This is a genomic window from Streptomyces sp. NPDC089919 (assembly GCF_040684615.1).
Taxonomy (GTDB): domain Bacteria; phylum Actinomycetota; class Actinomycetes; order Streptomycetales; family Streptomycetaceae; genus Streptomyces.
In genome coordinates this window covers 24,311-43,936 of the sequence record NZ_JBFBGK010000075.1, presented here as the reverse complement: position 1 = coordinate 43,936, position 19,626 = coordinate 24,311, and the positions used below count along the sequence as shown (strand labels likewise).

15 protein-coding genes and 2 pseudogenes are annotated in these 19,626 nt (G+C 73.9%); 2 read left to right on the top strand and 15 right to left on the bottom strand.

The genetic code is table 11. The features are described from left to right. Positions 1-322: 322 nt before the first annotated feature. The 7 genes from topA to bldG form a co-directional block, all read right to left on the bottom strand. Positions 323-3,172, bottom strand: coding sequence for a type I DNA topoisomerase (gene topA / locus AB0O40_RS26170; RefSeq protein ID WP_365046451.1), 2,850 nt, complete (start codon positions 3,170-3,172; stop codon positions 323-325). 175 nt (positions 3,173-3,347) lie between these two features. Further along, on the bottom strand, positions 3,348-3,545 hold the full coding sequence (locus tag AB0O40_RS26165; RefSeq protein ID WP_365046450.1) for a hypothetical protein: 198 nt from the start codon (positions 3,543-3,545) through the stop codon (positions 3,348-3,350). A 69-nt stretch (positions 3,546-3,614) separates the two neighbouring features. After that, complete coding sequence (locus AB0O40_RS26160; RefSeq protein WP_365046447.1) at positions 3,615-5,135, bottom strand: class I SAM-dependent methyltransferase; 1,521 nt, start codon at positions 5,133-5,135, stop codon at positions 3,615-3,617. A 91-nt stretch (positions 5,136-5,226) separates the two neighbouring features. Then, positions 5,227-5,793 (bottom strand): small secreted protein, encoded by a 567-nt coding sequence (locus AB0O40_RS26155; protein ID WP_365046445.1) that lies wholly within the window; start codon positions 5,791-5,793, stop codon positions 5,227-5,229. A 134-nt stretch (positions 5,794-5,927) separates the two neighbouring features. Next, positions 5,928-8,324 (bottom strand): sodium-translocating pyrophosphatase, encoded by a 2,397-nt coding sequence (locus tag AB0O40_RS26150; RefSeq protein ID WP_365046443.1) that lies wholly within the window; start codon positions 8,322-8,324, stop codon positions 5,928-5,930. A gap of 282 nt (positions 8,325-8,606) precedes the next feature. Next, complete coding sequence (locus AB0O40_RS26145; protein WP_365046441.1) at positions 8,607-9,032, bottom strand: ATP-binding protein; 426 nt, start codon at positions 9,030-9,032, stop codon at positions 8,607-8,609. 83 nt (positions 9,033-9,115) lie between these two features. Then, the gene (bldG, locus tag AB0O40_RS26140; protein ID WP_030028781.1) at positions 9,116-9,457 is read right to left on the bottom strand and encodes an anti-sigma factor antagonist BldG; all 342 of its coding nucleotides are present in this window, start codon (positions 9,455-9,457) and stop codon (positions 9,116-9,118) included. Positions 9,458-9,538: 81 nt separating this feature from the next. On the opposite strand from bldG, the pseudogene AB0O40_RS26135 reads away from it, so the two are divergent. Further along, positions 9,539-12,011 (top strand): annotated as a pseudogene (locus tag AB0O40_RS26135) (DEAD/DEAH box helicase). On the opposite strand, the gene AB0O40_RS26130 reads toward AB0O40_RS26135, so the two are convergent. From AB0O40_RS26130 to ssd, 7 genes and pseudogenes are all read right to left on the bottom strand, one after another. Next, a complete protein-coding gene (locus AB0O40_RS26130; protein WP_365046437.1) occupies positions 11,959-12,345 on the bottom strand; it encodes an Rv3654c family TadE-like protein in 387 nt (128 codons plus the stop codon). The pseudogene AB0O40_RS26135 and the gene AB0O40_RS26130 overlap by 53 nt on opposite strands. 170 nt (positions 12,346-12,515) lie before the next feature. After that, positions 12,516-12,890, bottom strand: a pseudogene (locus tag AB0O40_RS26125) (TadE family type IV pilus minor pilin); the annotation flags it as partial. After that, on the bottom strand, positions 12,877-13,071 hold the full coding sequence (locus AB0O40_RS26120; protein ID WP_365046434.1) for a DUF4244 domain-containing protein: 195 nt from the start codon (positions 13,069-13,071) through the stop codon (positions 12,877-12,879). The gene AB0O40_RS26120 and the pseudogene AB0O40_RS26125, both read right to left, overlap by 14 nt. Positions 13,072-13,182: 111 nt before the next feature. Further along, entirely contained in the window at positions 13,183-13,929 is a 747-nt protein-coding gene (locus tag AB0O40_RS26115) for a type II secretion system F family protein (RefSeq protein WP_365046431.1), read from the bottom strand. After that, positions 13,890-14,729: a type II secretion system F family protein gene (locus AB0O40_RS26110; RefSeq protein WP_365046428.1), complete on the bottom strand. Its 840-nt coding sequence runs from the start codon at positions 14,727-14,729 to the stop codon at positions 13,890-13,892. The genes AB0O40_RS26115 and AB0O40_RS26110 overlap by 40 nt, the downstream gene beginning before the upstream one ends. A gap of 5 nt (positions 14,730-14,734) precedes the next feature. After that, positions 14,735-15,883, bottom strand: coding sequence for a TadA family conjugal transfer-associated ATPase (locus tag AB0O40_RS26105; RefSeq protein WP_365046425.1), 1,149 nt, complete (start codon positions 15,881-15,883; stop codon positions 14,735-14,737). Continuing rightward, positions 15,880-16,998 (bottom strand): septum site-determining protein Ssd, encoded by a 1,119-nt coding sequence (gene ssd / locus AB0O40_RS26100; RefSeq protein ID WP_365046461.1) that lies wholly within the window; start codon positions 16,996-16,998, stop codon positions 15,880-15,882. The genes AB0O40_RS26105 and ssd overlap by 4 nt, the downstream gene beginning before the upstream one ends. A 480-nt stretch (positions 16,999-17,478) precedes the next feature. Here ssd and AB0O40_RS26095 point away from each other — a divergent pair, with 480 nt between their 5' ends. Next, positions 17,479-18,342, top strand: coding sequence for an HAD-IB family hydrolase (locus AB0O40_RS26095; RefSeq protein WP_365046422.1), 864 nt, complete (start codon positions 17,479-17,481; stop codon positions 18,340-18,342). 422 nt (positions 18,343-18,764) lie between these two features. On the opposite strand, the gene AB0O40_RS26090 is transcribed toward AB0O40_RS26095, so the two are convergent. Beyond that, on the bottom strand, positions 18,765-19,595 hold the full coding sequence (locus AB0O40_RS26090) for an oxidoreductase (RefSeq protein WP_365046419.1): 831 nt from the start codon (positions 19,593-19,595) through the stop codon (positions 18,765-18,767). Between the last annotated feature and the right edge of the window lie 31 nt (positions 19,596-19,626).

The window sequence follows — 19,626 nt, the reverse complement described above, 5'->3', positions numbered from 1 at the left end:
GGGCCCGTGCCCGGCCGCTGCGCGGAGCCAGCCCCACCCCGCCCCTTCCCGAAACCGGTGGGCGGCCGCCCCCGGAGCCCCCGCACCGCCGCTCCGCGACGGTCGCCTCAATCGCCGGCGGGGCTGGGTATGCCGGGCGCAGCCCGGGCTCGCACCGCCGCTCCGCGACGGTCGCCTCAAACTCCCCCAGCTACCGCCGGGAGGTGCCCCCAGCGGGGCTGGTAAGGAGACGGCGGGGTCCGCCCCGGACCCCGGCACGCGAAAGCCCCCGGGAGCATCTGCTCCCAGGGGCCCTGCGCGTACCGGGACCGGCCGGACGGGGTTACTCGTCCGTGCCGCCCGCCGGGGCCGCTGCCGTCTTCTTGGCAGCTGCCGTCGTCTTCTTGGCGGCCGTCTTGGTCGTCGTGGTCTTCTTCGCGGCGGTCTTCTTGGCCGCGGTGGCCGTGGTCGTCTTCTTGGCGGCGGTCTTCTTGGCCGCCGTCTTCTTGGCCGGGGCCTTCTTCGCCGTCTTCTTCGCGGGGCCCTTGGCACGCTTCTCGGCGAGCAGCTCGTAGCCCCGCTCGGGCGTGATGGTCTCGACGTCGTCGTCCCGGCGCAGGGTGGCGTTGGTCTCGCCGTCCGTGACGTACGGGCCGAAGCGGCCGTCCTTGACCACCACCGGGCGCTCGCTGACCGGGTCGGTGCCCAGCTCCTTCAGCGGCGGCTTGGCGGCGGCCCGCCCGCGCTGCTTGGGCTGGGCGTAGATCGCCAGCGCCTCGTCCAGGGTGATGGTGAAGAGCTGGTCCTCGGTCTCCAGGGAGCGCGAGTCCGTGCCCTTCTTCAGGTACGGGCCGTAGCGGCCGTTCTGCGCGGTGATCTCCACGCCCTCGGCGTCCGCGCCGACGACCCGCGGCAGCGACATCAGCTTGAGGGCTTCCTCCAGCGTGACCGTGTCCAGCGTCATCGTCTTGAAGAGCGAGGCGGTCCGCGGCTTCACGGCGTTCTTGCCGGTCTTCGGCGTGCCCTCGGGCAGGACCTCCGTCACGTACGGGCCGTAGCGCCCGTCCTTGGCGATGATCTGGTTGCCCGAGACCGGGTCCTGGCCCAGCTCGAACTCGCCGCTGGGCTTGGCGAACAGCTCCTCGGCGTAGGCGACCGTCAGCTCGTCGGGCGCCAGGTCGTCGGGCACGTCGGCGCGCTGGTGGCCCTCCGCGTCCTTCTCGCCGCGCTCGACGTAGGGACCGTAGCGGCCGACCCGCAGGACGACGCCCTCGCCGACCGGGAAGGAGGAGATCTCCCGGGCGTCGATCGCGCCGAGGTCGGTGACGAGCTCCTTGAGGCCGCCGAGGTGGTCGCCGTCGCCGTTGCCCGCGGCGGACGCCACGCCCGCGTCCTCGCCGCCCTCGCCGAAGTAGAAACGCTTCAGCCACGGCACCGACTGGGCCTCGCCCCGCGCGATGCGGTCGAGGTCGTCCTCCATCTTGGCGGTGAAGTCGTAGTCGACCAGCCGGCCGAAGTGCTTCTCCAGGAGGTTGACCACGGCGAAGGAGAGGAAGGACGGCACCAGGGCCGTGCCCTTCTTGAAGACGTAGCCGCGGTCCAGGATCGTGCCGATGATCGACGCGTAGGTCGAGGGGCGGCCGATCTCGCGCTCTTCGAGCTCCTTGACCAGCGAGGCCTCGGTGTAGCGGGCCGGCGGCTTGGTGGCGTGGCCGTCCGCGGTGATCTCCTGCGCGCTCAGCGCATCGCCCTCGGCGACCTGCGGCAGCCGCCGCTCGCGGTCGTCGAGCTCGGCGTTCGGGTCGTCCGCGCCCTCGACGTACGCCTTCATGAAGCCGTGGAAGGTGATGGTCTTGCCGGAGGCGCTGAACTCGGCGTCCCGGCCGTCCGCGGCGGTGCCGCCGATCTTGACGGTGACGCTGTTGCCGACCGCGTCCTTCATCTGGGAGGCGACGGTCCGCTTCCAGATCAGCTCGTAGAGCCGGAACTGGTCACCGGTCAGACCGGTCTCGGCGGGGGTGCGGAAACGATCACCCGAGGGGCGGATCGCCTCGTGCGCCTCCTGGGCGTTCTTGACCTTGCCCGCGTAGACGCGCGGCTTCTCCGGCAGGTAGTCGGCGCCGTAGAGCTGGGTGACCTGCGCCCGGGCCGCCGAGACGGCGGTGTCGGACAGGGTCGTGGAGTCCGTACGCATGTAGGTGATGAAGCCGTTCTCGTACAGCTTCTGCGCCACCTGCATGGTCGCCTTCGCACCGAAGCCGAGCTTGCGCGAGGCCTCCTGCTGGAGCGTGGTGGTACGGAACGGAGCGTAGGGCGACCGGCGGTACGGCTTGGACTCGACCGAGCGGACCGCGAAGGAGGTCTGCTCCAGCGCGGCGGCGAGCGCCCGGGCGTTCGCCTCGTCGAGGTGCAGCACCTCGCTCTTGAGCTGTCCGGTGGAGCCGAAGTCGCGACCCTGGGCCACGCGCTTGCCGTCGACCGAGTTCAGCCGCGCGACCAGCGAGGATGGGTCGGAGGCGTCCCCGGCCCGGCCGGTGGAGAAGGTGCCGGTCAGGTCCCAGTACTCGGCGGAGCGGAAGGCGATGCGCTCGCGCTCTCGCTCGACGACGAGGCGGGTGGCCACCGACTGCACGCGGCCGGCCGACAGGCGCGGCATGACCTTCTTCCACAGGACCGGCGAGACCTCGTAGCCGTAGAGGCGGTCGAGGATGCGGCGGGTCTCCTGGGCGTCGACCATGCGCTGGTTGAGCTCGCGCGGGTTGGCCACGGCGTCGCGGATGGCGTCCTTGGTGATCTCGTGGAAGACCATCCGGTGGACGGGGACCTTGGGCTTGAGGACTTCCTGGAGGTGCCACGCGATGGCCTCGCCCTCGCGGTCCTCATCGGTGGCGAGGAAGAGCTCGTCGGATTCGGCCAGCAGCTCCTTGAGCTTGCGGACCTGGGCCTTCTTGTCGGCGTTGACGACGTAGATCGGCTGGAAGTCGTGTTCGACGTCCACGCCGAGCCGGCGCACCTCGCCCGTGTACTTCTCCGGCACCTCCGCGGCGCCGTTCGGGAGGTCGCGGATGTGCCCGACGCTCGCCTCGACGACGTACCCCGGGCCGAGGTAGCCCTTGATCGTCTTCGCCTTGGCAGGGGACTCGACGATGACGAGTCGGCGGCCGCCCTTTGCGGTCTCGCTAGTCGGGGACAACTTGGCTCTTCTCTCCGGTCGGCACTCGGTCGCAGTACGGCGACGCTGCGGAGTGTGACGGTACAACCCGCCCCCGTGTCAAACGGCACAAGCCCGCAACGGCCACTCGAACGGTAACCCGACTAGTGCCATTCCTGCCGCCCGGATGCCGCCGGACCCTCCCGGAGCGGCGTCGTCACAGCCGCCCGAAGCACCACACCCCGAGGGCCAGGGAGAGCGCCCCGGCGAGCACCGCGAGGGGCACCGCGACCGCGGGGCGCACGCCCTCCGCGACCGGCGCGCGGTGCCGCACCCGCGCCCCCGTCCAGAGCAGCATCCCCGCTCCGAACAGCGTGAACACCGCTCCCGCGAAGATCCCCGGTGCGCTCTCCATGGCCTGCTCCCTTCCCCTGCGCGGGAGCCTGGCATTCCCCGGGATACGGTCGGCGAACCCCGGGTGAACTCAGTTCGTACCGCCGTCCGGGCGGTCCGCGGGCTCCAGGAATCCTTGTTCCACGAGCAGCCTGATCGACTCGGGGGTGCGGTCGCGGAGCACCACCGGGTCCTCCTGGACCAGCTGGGCGATCGCGTCCAGGATCCGGCCCGCGCTCAGTGAGCCGTCACACACGCCGGCGAAGCCCGCGCCGACCGTGTCGACCTTGGTGGCCCGCCGCATCCCGCGGTTCTGGCGCAGGACGACGTGCTCCGGATCCTCCGCGCCGGGCATCCCGACCTGCTCCTGGACCACTTCCTCGACGATCCGGAAGTGACCTTCGAGGAGGGCCGCGTCGTCGTGGACCCGCAGGTAGTCCTGACGTTCGAAGTGGGCCCTGACGGTGTCCCCCAGCGGCTGTTCCACCGGGTGGGGCCATTCCTCCACCACGATCGAGGGCTCGGCGGCGTCCGTCCGGCGCAGGGTGATCCAGCCGAAGCCCACGGCCTTGGTCTTGCGCGCCTCGAACTCGTCGAGCCACTGCTCGTAGCGGTGCGCGTAATCGGCCGGGTCGGTGCGGTGGTCGCCCGCGTCCCGCAGCCACAGCTCGGCGTACTGGGTGACGTCCTGGACCTCGCGCTGGATGATCCAGGCGTCGCAGCCGGCCGGCACCCAGGAGCGCAGCCGGTCGTGCCAGTCCTCGCCCTCGACGTGCTGCCAGTTGGCCAGAAACTGCGCGTATCCGCCCGGATTCAGGTGGCTGCCGGCCTGCTGCACCAGCGTGCGGCACAGGTCGTCGCCGCCCATGCCGCCGTCCCGGTACGTCAGCCGGGCGCCCGGCGAGATGACGAAGGGCGGGTTGGAGACGATCAGGTCGTACGTCGCGTCGCCGACCGGCTCGAAGAGCGAGCCGGTCAGCAGCTCGGCCTCGGGCGCGCCGGACAGGGCGAGCGTGAGCCGGGTGAAGTCCAGGGCGCGCGGGTTGACGTCGGTGGCCGTGACGCGGGTGGCGTGCTGGGCGGCGTGCAGCGCCTGGATGCCGGAGCCGGTGCCCAGGTCCAGCGCCGAGCCGACCGGCCCGCGGACGGTGATGCCGGCCAGGGTGGTGGAGGCGCCGCCCACACCGAGGACCACGCCCTCCTCCTGGCTGCCGATGCCCCCGGCCCCGCCGACGGCGCAGCCCAGGTCGGAGACGATGAACCAGTCCTCGCCGTCCGGACCGCCGTACGGCCGGACGTCGACCAGGGCGCGCACCTGGTCCGCGCCGGCCTCGGCGAGCCAGCCGTCGGCCAGCGCCTCGGCCAGCGGCAGGGCGGCCGCGGCCCGGTCCCGGTCGACGGGCTGCTGGAGCAGGAAGAGCCGCACCAGCGCGGCGAGCGGGCCGTCGCCCCGGGTGGCCCGGACCGCGGGCACCGTCTCGCTGCGGGCCAGCGCGGCGTACGCGGGGGCGCCGAGCAGGTCGAGCAGCCCGTCCGCGGTGAAACCGGCGGAGAGCAGGGCGGCGCGGAGGGAGGCCGCGTGGTCGGGCGAGGGCAGGCTGCTGGTACTCACCCGACCATTGTGTCCGCTCCCGCCGACAATCCGTACGACCCGCGGGGCCGGCCCGCGCCGACCGCCCGTACGCCGCCGGGGCGGGCCGGCCTCAGCTCGCGGCGGGGGCGGGCTGCTCGGTGCGCTGGCAGCTCTTCTGGTTCTTCATCGCCTTGCCGAGCTCGCCGGACTGAAGCTTCGTCAGGGCGTCGTTGCCGCTCTTGCCGAGCTTGTCCAGCTCGGTGGCGATGCCCTTGAGGCCGTCGGCGAACTTGGCCTGGTCCTTGGGGTCGAGGCCGTCGACCCGGGCCTTCAGGTCGGCGTAGGACTTCGCGATGCCGTTCAGTTCGGCGACCGCGTCGTCCGCGGTCTTCTTGCCGTCCTTGACCGGCGGTTCGCCGGCGCCGGTGACGGCTGCGCCCATCGCCTTGTAGGCGTCGGACATCGACTGGAAGGCCGTGGAGTCGGTCTTCTGGACCACGTCGGCCTTGCTCTGGTCGGTGGTCTCCTTCTGGATCGCGGCGTTGGCGTCCTCGATCTTCTTGACCTGCGGCTGCACCTGGTCGCAGACCTTCTTGGCCCAGTCGTTGACCTTCTTGTCGCCGTCGTCGCCACAGCCGGACAGCGCGAGTACGAGTACGGCACCGCCGGACAGTGCGGCCGCAAGCTTCTTGTTCACCGGATCGGTCCCTTCCAAGGCTCTCGGCCCCGGAACATACACCCCGGACCAGCCCCTCGAACGCGAAGCGGGCGGACGGCGCGTCATCGCGCACCGTCCGCCCGCCAGTTGACCCGGCCCTCAAGAGGGCTTGGTTACGAGGAGACCACCGCCGGGTCGGCGGACTGCGCCACCCGCTCCGCCGTGCCGGCGCCGTCCTCGCCCACGGCGATGCCCCGCCGCTTGGAGAGGTACACCGCGCCGACGATCACGATGATCGCGAGGACCGCGATCACCGCGCGGATCCCGGCGTTCGCGTCGTCGCCGTAGCTGAACTGCACGACGGCCGGGGCGATCAGCAGCGCGACCAGGTTCATGACCTTGAGCAGCGGGTTGATGGCCGGGCCCGCGGTGTCCTTGAAGGGGTCGCCGACGGTGTCGCCGATGACGGTGGCGGCGTGGGCGTCGCTGCCCTTGCCGCCGTGGTGGCCGTCCTCGACGAGCTTCTTGGCGTTGTCCCAGGCGCCGCCGGAGTTGGCCAGGAAGACCGCCATCAGGGTGCCGCAGCCGATGGCCCCGGCGAGGTAGGAGCCGAGGGCGCCGACGCCGAGGGTGAACCCGACCGCGATGGGCGCCATCACGGCCAGCAGGCCGGGGGTGGCCAGCTCGCGCAGGGCGTCCTTGGTGCAGATGTCGACCACGCGGCCGTACTCGGGCTTCTCCGAGTAGTCCATGATCCCGGGGTGCTCGCGGAACTGGCGGCGCACCTCGTAGACCACGGCCCCGGCGGACCGGGAGACCGCGTTGATCGCCAGCCCCGAGAAGAGGAAGACCACCGCCGCGCCGAGGATCAGCCCGACCAGGTTGTTGGGCTGCGAGATGTCCAGGCTGAGGCCCATCTCGCCGCTCTTGGCGCCGACGTCCTTGACCGCGTTGGCGATGGCGTCCCGGTACGAGCCGAAGAGCGCGGCGGCGGCCAGCACGGCGGTGGCGATGGCGATGCCCTTGGTGATGGCCTTGGTGGTGTTGCCGACGGCGTCGAGGTCGGTGAGCACCCGGGCGCCGGCGCCCTCGACGTCCCCGGACATCTCGGCGATGCCCTGGGCGTTGTCGGAGACCGGTCCGAAGGTGTCCATGGCGACGATCACGCCGACGGTGGTGAGGAGGCCGGTGCCGGCCAGGGCCACCGCGAAGAGCGCCAGCATGATCGAGGCGCCGCCGAGCAGGTAGGCCCCGTACACGCCGAGACCGATGAGCAGCGCGGTGTAGACGGCGGACTCCAGGCCCACCGAGATGCCGGCCAGGACGACGGTGGCGGGGCCGGTGAGCGAGGACTTGCCGATGTCCCGGACGGGACGCCGGTTGGTCTCGGTGAAGTAGCCGGTGAGCTGCTGGATCAGCGCGGCGAGCACGATGCCGATGGCGACCGCGACCAGCGCGAGGACCCGGGGGTCGCCGTCGTGGCCGGTGATCGTCTCCTCGGTGACGCCCTTGAGCTCCGCGTAGGTGGCCGGCAGGTAGGCGTAGACCGCCGCGCCGACCAGGACCAGGGAGATCACCGCGGAGATGAAGAAGCCGCGGTTGATGGCGCTCATGCCGCTGCGGTCGGTGCGGCGCGGGGCCACCGCGAAGATGCCGACCATGGCGGTGAGGACGCCGATGGCGGGGACGATCAGCGGGAAGGCCAGGCCCGCGTCGCCGAAGGCGGCCTTGCCCAGGATCAGCGCGGCGACCAGGGTGACGGCGTAGGACTCGAAGAGGTCGGCGGCCATTCCGGCGCAGTCGCCGACGTTGTCGCCCACATTGTCGGCGATGGTCGCGGCATTGCGCGGATCGTCCTCCGGAATGCCCTGCTCGACCTTGCCGACCAGGTCGGCGCCGACGTCGGCGGCCTTGGTGAAGATGCCGCCGCCGACACGCATGAACATCGCGATGAGGGCGGCTCCGAGGCCGAAGCCCTCGAGCACCTTGGGTGCGTCCGCGGCGTAGACGAGCACGACGCAGGAGGCGCCGAGCAGGCCGAGGCCGACGGTGAACATTCCGACCACGCCGCCGGTGCGGAAAGCGATCTTCATCGCCTTGTGGGAGACGGCGGTGAGGTCCTTTTCGGGTTCTCCCTCCGCGGGCGTGGCTTCCCGGGCGGCCGCGGCGACACGGACATTCGCCCGGACCGCCAGGCGCATCCCGATGTAGCCGGTGATCGCCGAGAAGATCGCGCCGACGAGGAAGAATGCGGAACGTCCGGCCCGCTGCGACCAGTCGTCCGCGGGCAGCATGAAGAGCAGGAAGAACACGATCACCGCGAATGCGCCGAGCGTGCGCAACTGCCGTCCCAGATAGGCGTTGGCGCCTTCCTGGACCGCGGCCGCGATCTTCTTCATGCTCTCGGTGCCCTCGTCGGCCGCGAGGACCTGGCGCACCAGGAGCTGGGCGACCACGAGCGCGGCCAGGGCCACGGCCGCGATGACGTACACGATGATGCGGTTGTCATCCGTGAGTACTGCTGCGGCGAGCCCGGCGGCTTGCTCGTGAGGGGTGAAGAGCCCCGTCATTCGTCCTCCTTGACGTGAAGAGCTCAAAAGATGTGGACGGATTGTAGGGAGCGCCACCCGATCAAAACAGTACGCGGGAAACGGAATTGGCCTGCTCTCGCTCCTCAGCAAATGATCGCGTCACGCCATTACCCTCGAAAGTGGTAATGGGGCAAAAGCATTGACGGCTGATCAATGATCTAGGGAAATGAAAAAGGCCCTGCTCAGCAGGGCCTTGAAAATCATCCGACGATACGACGGGAGACGGTCGGGGAAAAGGATCTCGGGAGTGCGGGAAGTGCCTCAGGGGATGTCGGCGGCGACCGAAGTCGGCCAGCTCATCCGGATCACGCCCCCGGAGGCGTCGCTGGAGACCTCGACGTCGTCGACCAGCCCGCTGATCACGGCGAGCCCCATGTCGTCCTCGAGGTCGGGGTCCGGCTCGCCCACGGCCCGCTCGGTACCGCCGCCGTCGGGGGTCGGGACCTCGTCGGCGACCTCGATGGAGAAGAGCTTCTCCTCGTCGGTCAGGACGACCCTGACCGGGGTGGTCAGGCCGGCGCTCCGGTGCAGCCCCACGGCGCGCGAGCAGGCCTCGCCGACGGCGAGCCTGACCTCGTCGAGCACGGCCTCCTCGACTCCGGCCCGGCGCGCCACGGCGGCCGCGACGAGCCGCGCCGTCCGGACGTGCTCCGGTTGGGCGCTGAAGCGGAGTTCAACGGTGGCCATGCGGTCCCCCTCGGAGGTACGGGCGTGCCTGGCAGGGGGCACGGGTCCGCGACCCGGTGCCCCCGCCCTTGGTCCGGACGACGTCAGTCGGTGGCGTTGACCGCGTCGTCCACCGTGGTGTGGATCGGGAACACCTTGGTCAGACCGGTGATTCGGAAGATCTTGAGAATGCGCTCCTGGTTGCAGACCAGGCGCAGGGAGCCCTCGTGCGCGCGGACGCGCTTGAGGCCGCCCACCAGCACGCCGAGTCCGGTGGAGTCGAGGAAGTCCACCCGCTCCATGTCGACGACCAGGTGGTAGCTGCCGTCGTTCACCAACTCGACCAACTGCTCGCGCAGCTTGGGCGCGGTATACACATCAATCTCGCCACCGACCTCGACGACCGTACGGTCGCCGACAGTGCGAGTCGACAGGGACAGGTCCACGGATCCTCCAGCACCTTGCTATCGAGCGGCGCCCCCCAGGGGCCTCCCCATCCGAAGGTAGGGGACGGATTGGCAGCCGCGATGGCATTCAATCACTTACCGGCAGGCGCGCACGACGCCTTCGGACCTATTGTCCCGCATGCCGGTGACACACTCAGTTCCAATGGCCACTACTCACCGCCCCGGACACCACACGGCGGCCGCGGACTCACGACCCACCCCCGGCACGGTTCTCGACCGGCTCTCAAGGGGGCCGGGCCGTGCTGCGCGCATCACCCATACGGAGCACTTGCCCCCGCGGGAGGGCCGTCATGCCGTCTGGCCGGACCGCATTCGAACGGATGTCGTCGCGGCCGTGCAGGCGGCCGGGATCGAGCACCCCTGGGCGCACCAGGCCGAGGCCGCCGAGCGGGCCCTGGACGGCGAGTCGGTGGTCGTGGCCACCGGCACCGCCTCGGGCAAGTCCCTGGCCTACCTGGTGCCCGTGCTGTCGGCCCTGGCGGACGGCGCCGAGGCCCCCAACGGCCGGGGCGCCACCGCCCTCTACCTGGCCCCCACCAAGGCCCTCGCGGCCGACCAGCGGCGCGCCGTACGGGAGCTCGCCGGGCCGCTCGGCAACGCCGTGCGGCCGGCCGTGTACGACGGGGACACCCCCGTCGAGGAGCGCGAATGGGTCCGCCAGTACGCCAACTACGTGCTGACCAATCCCGACATGCTGCACCGCGGGATCCTCCCGTCGCACCCGCGCTGGTCCTCCTTCCTGCGCGCCCTGCGGTACGTGGTCATCGACGAGTGCCACACCTACCGGGGCGTCTTCGGCTCGCACGTCGCCCAGGTCCTGCGGCGGCTGCGCCGCCTGTGCGCCCGCTACGGCGCCGACCCGGTCTTCCTCCTGGCCTCGGCCACGGCCAGTGACCCGGCGGTCGCGGCGAGCCGCCTGACCGGCCTGCCGGTCTCCGAGGTCACCGACGACGCCTCCCCGCGCGGCGAGGTGGTCTTCGCCCTCTGGGAGCCCCCGCTCACCGAGATGCGGGGCGAGAAGGGCGCGCCGGTACGCCGCACCGCCACCGCCGAGACCGCGGACCTGCTGACCGACCTGGCCGTCCAGGGCGTCCGCACGGTGGCCTTCGTCCGCTCCCGCCGCGGCGCCGAGCTGATCGCGCTGATCGCCCAGGAGCGGCTGGCCGAGGTCGACCGCTCACTGCCCGGCCGGGTCGCCGCCTACCGGGGCGGCTACCTGCCCGAGGAACGCCGGGCCCTGGAGCGGGCCCTGCACTCCGGCGACCTGCTGGGACTGGCCGCGACCACGGCCCTGGAGCTGGGCGTGGACGTCTCCGGCCTGGACGCCGTCCTGATCGCCGGCTACCCGGGCACCCGGGCCTCGCTGTGGCAGCAGGCCGGCCGGGCCGGCCGCTCGGGCCAGGGCGCGCTTGCGGTGCTGGTGGCCCGGGACGACCCGCTGGACACGTATCTCGTCCATCACCCCGACGCGCTCTTCCGGCAGCCCGTCGAGGCGACCGTCCTGGACCCGGACAACCCCTACGTGCTGGCCCCGCACCTGTGCGCGGCCGCCGCCGAGCTGCCGCTGACCGAGCCTGACCTGGCGCTCTTCGGCCCGGCCGCGACGGAGCTGCTGCCGCAGCTGGAGGCCGCGAAGCTGCTGCGCCGCCGCGCCACCGCCTGGCACTGGACGCGCCGGGAACGCGCCTCGGACCTCACCGACATCCGCGGCGGGGGCGGCCGACCGGTGCAGATCGTGGAGGCCGCCACCGGACGGCTGCTCGGGACCGTGGACGAGGCCGCCGCCCACTCCAGCGTCCACGAGGGCGCCGTCCACCTCCACCAGGGCCGCACGTACCTCGTGAAGCACCTGGACCTGGAGGACTCCGCCGCGCTCGTCGAGGAGGCCAGCCCGCCCTTCTCCACCACCGCCCGGGACACCACCGCGATCTCCGTGCTGGAGACCGAGAAGGAGATCCCCTGGGGGGACGCCCGGCTCTGCTTCGGCTCGGTCGAGGTCACCAACCAGGTGGTCTCCTACCTGCGCCGCAAGCTGATCACCGGCGAGGTGCTGGGCGAGGCCAAGCTCGACCTCCCGCCGCGCACCCTGCGCACCCGGGCCGTGTGGTGGACGGTCACCGAGGACCAGCTCGACGCCGCCCGGATCAACCCCGAGATCCTGGGCGGGGCCCTGCACGCCGCCGAACACGCCTCGATCGGCCTGCTGCCGCTCTTCGCCACCTGCGACCGCTGGGACATCGGCGGCGTGTCCGTGCCGCTGCATCCCGACACCCTCCTTCCGACGGTCTTCGTCTACGACGGACACCCCGGCGGCGCGGGCTTCGCCGAGCGGGCCTTCCACACCGCCCGCCAGTGGCTGACCGCGACCCGCGAGGCCATCGCCGCCTGCGAGTGCGAGGCCGGCTGCCCGTCCTGCATCCAGTCCCCGAAGTGCGGGAACGGAAACGACCCCCTCCACAAGCGCGGCGCCCTGCGCCTCCTCACCCAGCTCCTCTCCCAGGCCCCCCAGGACCCGGCGCCACCGGAGGGCTGACCGCCTCCTGGGGGCCCGCGCGCGACCGGACCCGGGCTCCGAACGGGCCCACCGGCACCAGGGCGGTCACCTCGGCGACCTCCCCGGCCGCGGCGCACCGGGAGAGCTCGGCCCCCTGGGCCCGGGCCACCCGCCGCGCGGCGGCGCAGGCGGCCTCCTCCCCGCGGGTCCAGGCGCCCGCGGCGGCCAGCGCCGCCAGGTCGGCGGCCCCGGCGGCCCGGTGCCGGGCCACCACCACCTGCCCCAGCACGAGCACGCCCCCGAAGACCGTGCACAGCACGCAGGCCGCCAGCACCGCCCACACCGTGGCCGAACCCCGCTCCCGCCTCACCACGCCCCGCCCCCGGCCCGCCCCACCGGCGCCGGCACGTCCCCGCTCGGCACGTCCCCGGCCGGCACCTCCTCCTTCGCCACCTCCTCCTTCGCCATCGCCCCGCTCGGCACGTCCCCGCTCGGCACGTCCCCGCTCGGCACGTCCTCGGTCGGCATCTCCTCGGCCGGCATCTCCTCGGTCAGGGCCACGGCGGTCGCTCCGAGCCGTACGGGCAGCAGCCCGGGGCCCGGGGCGGGGGCGGTGACCCGGACCCGCCACAGGTCCCCCTCGCGGTGCAGCTCGACCCTGGCGCCGGAGGGCGCGGCCGCCGCGGCCGCGGCCACCGCGGCCGCCTCGGGCTCCGACCGGGCCGCCGCCCTGGCCCCGGCCCGGGCCGCGTCCACGCACCGGATCTGATCGGCGGCCGCCATCAGCGCCCACACCAGGAGCGCCGCGAAGAGCACCAGGGCCGGCAGCACCAGGGCCGCCTCGGCCGTCACGAACCCCCGGTCGGCGCCGGGGCCGGGGCCCGCCCGGGAGCGGGACACCCGCTCAGAACGGCACATCGAGGGCCCTCCCGATGGTCGAGGCCAGCGCCGCGGACACCACGTCGCTGGTCACCACCTTGTAGAGCACCGCCGCGAACGCACAGGCCGCGATGGTCCCCATGGCGTACTCGGAGGTGGTCATCCCCGCCTCCGCGCGATGACCGGTGGTCGCCGCCCGCACCCGTCGCCAGATCCACATCTCGCACTCCTCCTCCTGAACTCGAACCCGCCCGCGCGACCGGCCCGTTGCCGGTCCCGCCGTCGTCCTCTCCACCGCCCCCGCCGCCCGTCGGGCCGTCGAGGGCGTCCCTCACCTGCCGCCCAGCAGCCCGGCCGCCAGGCCGATCACCACCGGGGCCACCCCGACCGCGAGGAACGCGGGCAGGAAGCACAGCCCCACCGGGGCGGTGATCAGTACGGCGGCGCGCTGGGCGCGGGCCGTGGCGGTGCGGGCCCGGTCCTCCCGGAGCCCGGCCGCCAGCCGGGAGACCGGATCCGCGGCCGGCGCGCCGGTACGGGCCGCCCGCGCCAGGCACTCGGCCAGCGGCCGGGCCTCCGGCAGCTCGGCCAACCGCCCCCAGGCCGCGCCCGGTTCGCCACCCAGCCGCAGCTCCGCACCGGCCCGGGCCAGCCGCTCGCCCACCGGTCCGCCCAGGGCCTCGCCCACCACCTCGGCCGCCTCGCGCGGCCCGGCCCCGGCGGCCAGGCAGGCCGCCAGCAGGTCCGCCGCGAACGGCAGCTGCCGCGCCGCCTCCCGGGCGTCGCCACTCCCGGGAGCCGTCCGGCCCCACCGGAACCGCGGCCGCCGCCACCCCTCCGACCCGCCCGGCCCCGCCCGCCCCAGTCCTGGAGGCCGCCACCGCTCCGGCCCCACCGGCCCTGCCCGCCCCAGCAGTCGCCCGAGCCGCTGCCGGAGCGCCCGCTCGCGCATCCCGCCGGCCAGCAGGACCGGCAGGCAGCCCGCCACCAGCGCGAGCGCCACGGCTGTCCCCAGGCTGTGGACGAACTCCCCCGCCCTCACCGCTCCGCCGCCCCGACGATCCGCCGTACCCAGCACAGCCCCAGCACCTCCGCCCCGGCACCCGCCGCCAGGCAGGCGAAGCCGGCCGGGGTGTGCAGCAGCACGCGCAGCGGATCCGCCCCCAGCCCGGTGCCCAGCAGCAACCCCACCCCGGGCAGCAGCGCCAGCACCACGGCGGTGGCCCGGGCCCCGGACAACTGGGCCCGCAGCGACTCGCTCTGGTCCCGCTCGGCGCGCAACCCCCGCTCCAGCCGCTCCAGTCCGGCGGCCAGCCCCGCCCCGCCGTCCACCGACACCTGCCAGCAGGCCGCCATCCCGGCCAGCCCCGCCGCCCCCGGCTCGCGGGCCGCCGCCCGCAGCGCACCGGCGACGTCCCCGCCGAAGGCCGCCGCGGCCAGCACGGCGTCCGTCCCACCGAGCCGCCCGCCGCCCGACCGGAGCACCGCCGTCAGCGCCCGGCCCGGATGCGCCCCGGCGCGCAGCTCCGCCCCCACGGCGGAACACACGGACACGACCTCGGCCACCCGCACCGCCCGGGCCCGCGCCGCGTCCCGGGCCCGCAGCCACCGCCGCGCCACCGGTACGGCCGGCACCGCCGCGCACAGCGGCAGCACCGACCCGCCGGCCCACGACAGCACCAGCCCCACACCCAGGCAGCCCCACTCCCGCCGCCCGGCGAGGACGGCCGCCCAGCGCCGCCAGGGCCGCGGATCCGGCACCCCGGCCCCCAGCACCCCGCGGGCCCGCAGCAGCGCCGCGTCCCGCCCGGCCACCGACCAGAGCACCGCCACCGCCCCCAGCCCCGCCGCCCAAGCCGCCCCAGGCGCCCAGACCACCCCGCTCACCCCGCACCCCCCAACATCGCCGCCAGCCGCTCCCAGCCCGGCTCCCGGACGAAGCCCCGGGCCGCCCACCGCAACGCGGGCACCGTCACCACCAGCCCCGCCGGGTCCCGCTCCAGGACGTGCACCTCCGCCACCCGCCGCCGGCCCGTCCGGTCCCGGGCCAGGTGGACCACGACCGACAGGGCCGCCGCCAACTGGCTGTGCAGGGCCGCCCGGTCCAGCCCCGCGGCGGTACCCAGGGCCTCCAGCCGTGCCGGGACGTGCGCCGCGGCATTGGCGTGGACAGTCCCCGAGCCGCCTTCGTGTCCGGTGTTCAAGGCGGCCAGCAGATCGGCCACTTCGGGCCCCCGCACCTCCCCCACCACCAGCCGGTCCGGCCGTATCCGCAGGGCCTGGCGGACCAGGTCGGCCAGGGTCACCAGCCCGGCGCCCTCCTGATTGGCCGGCCGGGTCTCCAGGCGCACCACGTGAGGATGGTCGGGGCGCAGCTCCGCGGAGTCCTCGGCGAGCACGATCCGCTCCGCCGGCCCCACCAGCCCCAGCAGCGAGCTCAGCAGGGTGGTCTTCCCGCAGCCGGTGCCCCCGGAGACCACGAACGACAGCCGCGCCTCCACCAGGGCCCGCAGGATCCGCGCCCCGCCCGGCGGCACCGTCCCCGCGGCGACCAGTTCCTCCAGGGTGAAGGCCCGGTGCCGCACCACCCGCAGCGACAGGCAGGGCGAGCCCACCGCCACCGGCGGCAGGACGGCGTGGACCCTGGTGCCGTCCGGCAGCCGGGCGTCCATCCACGGCCGGGCGTCGTCCAGCCGCCGGCCCGCGACCGAGGCCAGCCGCTGGGCGAGCCGGCGCACCGCCGCCGCGTCCTCGAAGACGACCCCGGTGAGCTCCAGCCCGCCACCCCGGTCCACCCACACCCGGTCGGGTGCGGCCACCAGGACGTCGGTCACCTCCGGATCGGCCAGCAGCGGCTCCAGCGGCCCCGCGCCCACCAGCTCGGAGCGCAACTCGCGGGCCGCGCCGAGCACTTCGGTGTCCCCGAGGAGCCGCCCCTGGGCCCGCAGCGCCGCCGCCACCCGCGCCGGGGTCGGCTCCGCCCCGCTCTGCGCCAGCCGCAGCCGGACCGCGTCCAGCAGCCCGGCGCTCATCCCGCACCCACCCCGGCCAGCGCCCGCTGCCAGAACCCGGCGGCGAACCGCGCCAGCGGCCCCCGCGCCCGGACCCCCGGCGGCTGCGCCCCCTCCGCCTCCAGCCCCGCCTCCACGGGCAGCTCCCCGGCCAACGGCAGCCCCAGCAGCCCGGCGACGGCCTCCGCGTCCAGCCCGGGCGGGCAGGGCCCCCGGACCACGATCCGCAGGTCCCGGGCCATCCCCCGGGCGGCCGCCGCGACCCGGCTCGCCGCCGCCACCGCCCGGACCTCGGCCGGTACCACCAGCAGGGTGAGGTCCAGCTGGGCCAGCACCTCGGCCACGCCCTCGTCGAGCCGCCGGGGCAGGTCGACCACCACCGCGCCGCCGCGCCTGCGGGCGGCCGCCAGCACCGACCGCATGGCGGCGGGCGGCACCACCACCGGCTCCCCGCGGTCCCAGCTCAGCACCCGCAGGGCGTGCAGCTCGGGCAGCGAGTCGGCCAGCGCCCCGCCGCCCACCCGGCCGCGGGAGCCGGCGAAGTCCGGCCAGCGCAGGCCTTCGGCGTGCTCCCCGCCGAGCAGGACGTCGAGTCCGCCGCCCAGCGGGTCGGCGTCGATCAGCATGGCCCGCTCGCCCGCCCGGGCCGCGCCCACGGCCAGCGCACACGCCAGGGTCGAGGCCCCGGCCCCGCCGCGGCCGCCGATCACCCCCACCGCCAGGGCCGGCCGGCCGCCGCCCTCGGCGCCGTCGGCGATGCGGTCCACCAGCCAGGCCTCCGACTCCGGGAGCCGCAGCACCCGCTCGGCCCCCAGCTCCACCCCCGCCTGCCACAGCAGCGGGTCGTCCGGGCCCCGCCCCACCAGCACCAGGCCGCCGCGGCGCGGCGCGCCCCGGACCCGGGCGGCGGCGTCGTCCCCGACGAGGACCAGCGGAGCCGATTCCCAGGCGGCCAGGCCCGCACCGAACCCGCCTGGCGGCCCTCCGCTTTGCTCCGGCACCGAGTGATGCACCCGGGCTTCCGCCCCTGCGGCCGCACACAGCCGCAGCAGGTCGTCCAGCAGCTCCGGGTCCTCCGTGACGATCAGCGGGCCGCCGGCCCCCTGCTCACCGGCCCCGGATCCCTCCGGCCACACCCGCGCCCCGCGCGACTTCGTCCCAGCCACGATCTCCGCCCCCTTCTCACTGCAAATCCCGCATCCGCGTACTTCGCGGCTGGAATCACGGTGCAACGATCAGGAAATCCGCGGGGATCATGCTCGAAAACTGTGGACGACTTCGTGCCTGTGAATAACTCCGTCACCCATTCCAGTAAGTTCACAGCGCGCCGGATCGACTACGCAGTGTGACGGAATGGCCGGAGGCAGGAGATCCCCGCCGCGCGGAGCCGCGCTCGGGCCAGGGGAAAAGGAGGTCCCACCGGGTCGGGCGAACGGACGAAAATGCGTCCGGACATGCGACGACCCCCGCCGGGGGGGAGAGCGGGGGTCGTCCCCACGGTCCGACTCGGGGGGGGAGGAGTCGAACCGGGTTAGCACGGTCGCGAACGATCCGTGACTTCCATGGTGTACCCGAGAGCCTTCTCAGGCAAACCCACGCGCCACACCTTACGCCGAATGGTGGGCGCATATGCTCGGGGCGTGGAAAACCACTCCTTGCCGCGCACCGCCGCGTTCTTCGACCTGGACAAGACGGTCATTGCGAAGTCGAGCACGCTCACCTTCAGCAAGTCCTTCTACCAGGGCGGGCTCATCAACCGCCGCGCCGTCCTGCGGACCGCGTACTCCCAGTTCGTCTTCCTGGCCGGCGGCGCCGACCACGACCAGATGGAGCGGATGCGGGAGTACCTGTCCGCCCTCTGCAAGGGCTGGAACGTCCAGCAGGTCAAGGAGATCGTGGCGGAGACGCTGCACGACCTCATCGACCCGATCATCTACGACGAGGCCGCCTCGCTGATCGAGGAGCACCACACCGCGGGCCGGGACGTGGTGATCGTCTCGACCTCCGGTGCCGAGGTGGTGGAGCCGATCGGCGAGATGCTGGGCGCCGACCGGGTGGTCGCCACCCGCATGGTCGTCGGCGCGGACGGCTGCTTCACCGGCGAGATCGAGTACTACGCCTACGGCCCCACCAAGGCCGAGGCGGTACGGCAGTTGGCCGAGTCCGAGGGGTACGACCTCGCGCGGTGCTACGCCTACAGCGACTCCATCACGGACGTCCCGATGCTCGAGTCGGTGGGCCACCCGCACGCGGTCAACCCGGACCGGGCGCTGCGCCGCGAGGCGCTGTCCCGCGAGTGGCCGGTCCTGGTCTTCAACCGGCCGGTGCGGCTCAAGCAGCGGGTGCCCGGACTGTCGATGACGGCCCGTCCGGCGCTGGTCGCGGCGGCCGCCGTCGGCGCGGCCGCGGCCACCGCGGGCCTGGTCTGGTACGCCAGCCGCCGCCGGGCCGGCGCCGCCCTCGCCGCGTCGGGCGCCTGAGCCCGGACCGCAAGCCCCTCCCGAGACCCCGCCCCGAACCCCCCGACACCCGGCCCGACCTGCACCGACGCACGGTGTCCGGTTCATCCCGACCCGTCCGGAAAGGTAAAGAACCGGGGCCAGGGGTTCCGCTTCTCTGCCGACAGAGGTACAAAGGATTCACGGCCCGCGAGACCAAGGACATCCGAGAGGATCATCTTGAACGCAGGAAGGCCCCACGGACCGCACGCATGAACGCCGAGCACCCACGCGACGTCGACCCTTCGATTAAGGGCCAGCCGCACCAGGCGAGGGCAGAGTTCCCGGCCTGATGGGCAACTATCGAGGACGCTTGGTAACTGGGCGGGAATGCCAGCGGCGACACCATGAGTCGGACGGTGTCGCCGCAACCCTTTTCCGGGCCCCGGGCAGCGCCGCCGCCCCTACGCCGCGCCCCGCTGAAGCGCCTCGCAGACCGCCATGGACTCGCGCGCACCCAGCCCGATCGCCCGGCCGCAGTGCGCGATCCAGGCGGCCATCCCCTCGGCCGTGCCGGAGAGGTAGCCCTCCAGCGCCGCCAGATAGGCCTCCGAGCCCAGCTCCGCGTGACCGACCTCGCCCGGGCAGACGCCCTTCGGGTCCAGCCCGCTGTTGATCATGACGATCCGCTCCGCGGTCCGCGCCACCAGGCCGTTGTACGAGCCGAACGGACGCAGCGCCATCAGCTCGCCGTGCACCACCGCGGCCGTCACCAGCGCCGGCGCCGAACCGCCCGCGATGATCACCTCGGACAGCCCCTCCAGCCGGCCGGCCACCTCGTCGGCGGCCGGCAGCGGGAAGGACACCAGCGGCTCGGCCACCGGCTCGCCGGCCAGCCGGGGCCGGCCGATCATCGCGTCCCGCTCGTCGGTCCCGGCACCGCCGGCCGCCACCAGGTGCAGCCGCGCCAGCACCCGCAGCGGCGACTGCCGCCAGATGCTCAGCAACTGCCCCGCCTCGGCCGCCAGTCGCAGCGCCGCGCCGACCGCGCGCGCCTCGTCGTCCGCGCCGAAGTCGGTGCGCCGGCGCACCTCTTCGAGGGCCCAGTCGGCCCCGGACAGCGCCGCGTTGCCGCGCGCCCCGCGCAGCGCCGCCTCGGCGGTGATCTCCCCGCTGCGGCGGCGCATCACCCGGTGTCCGTAGACCCGGTCGACGGCCTTGCGGACGGAATCCACGGACTCGGTGACCCCGGGCAGGCCGGCCAGGGCGGCGAGCGGATCGGCAGACGTACTCATAAGTAGGGAGCCTACGCACCCATAGCACCCA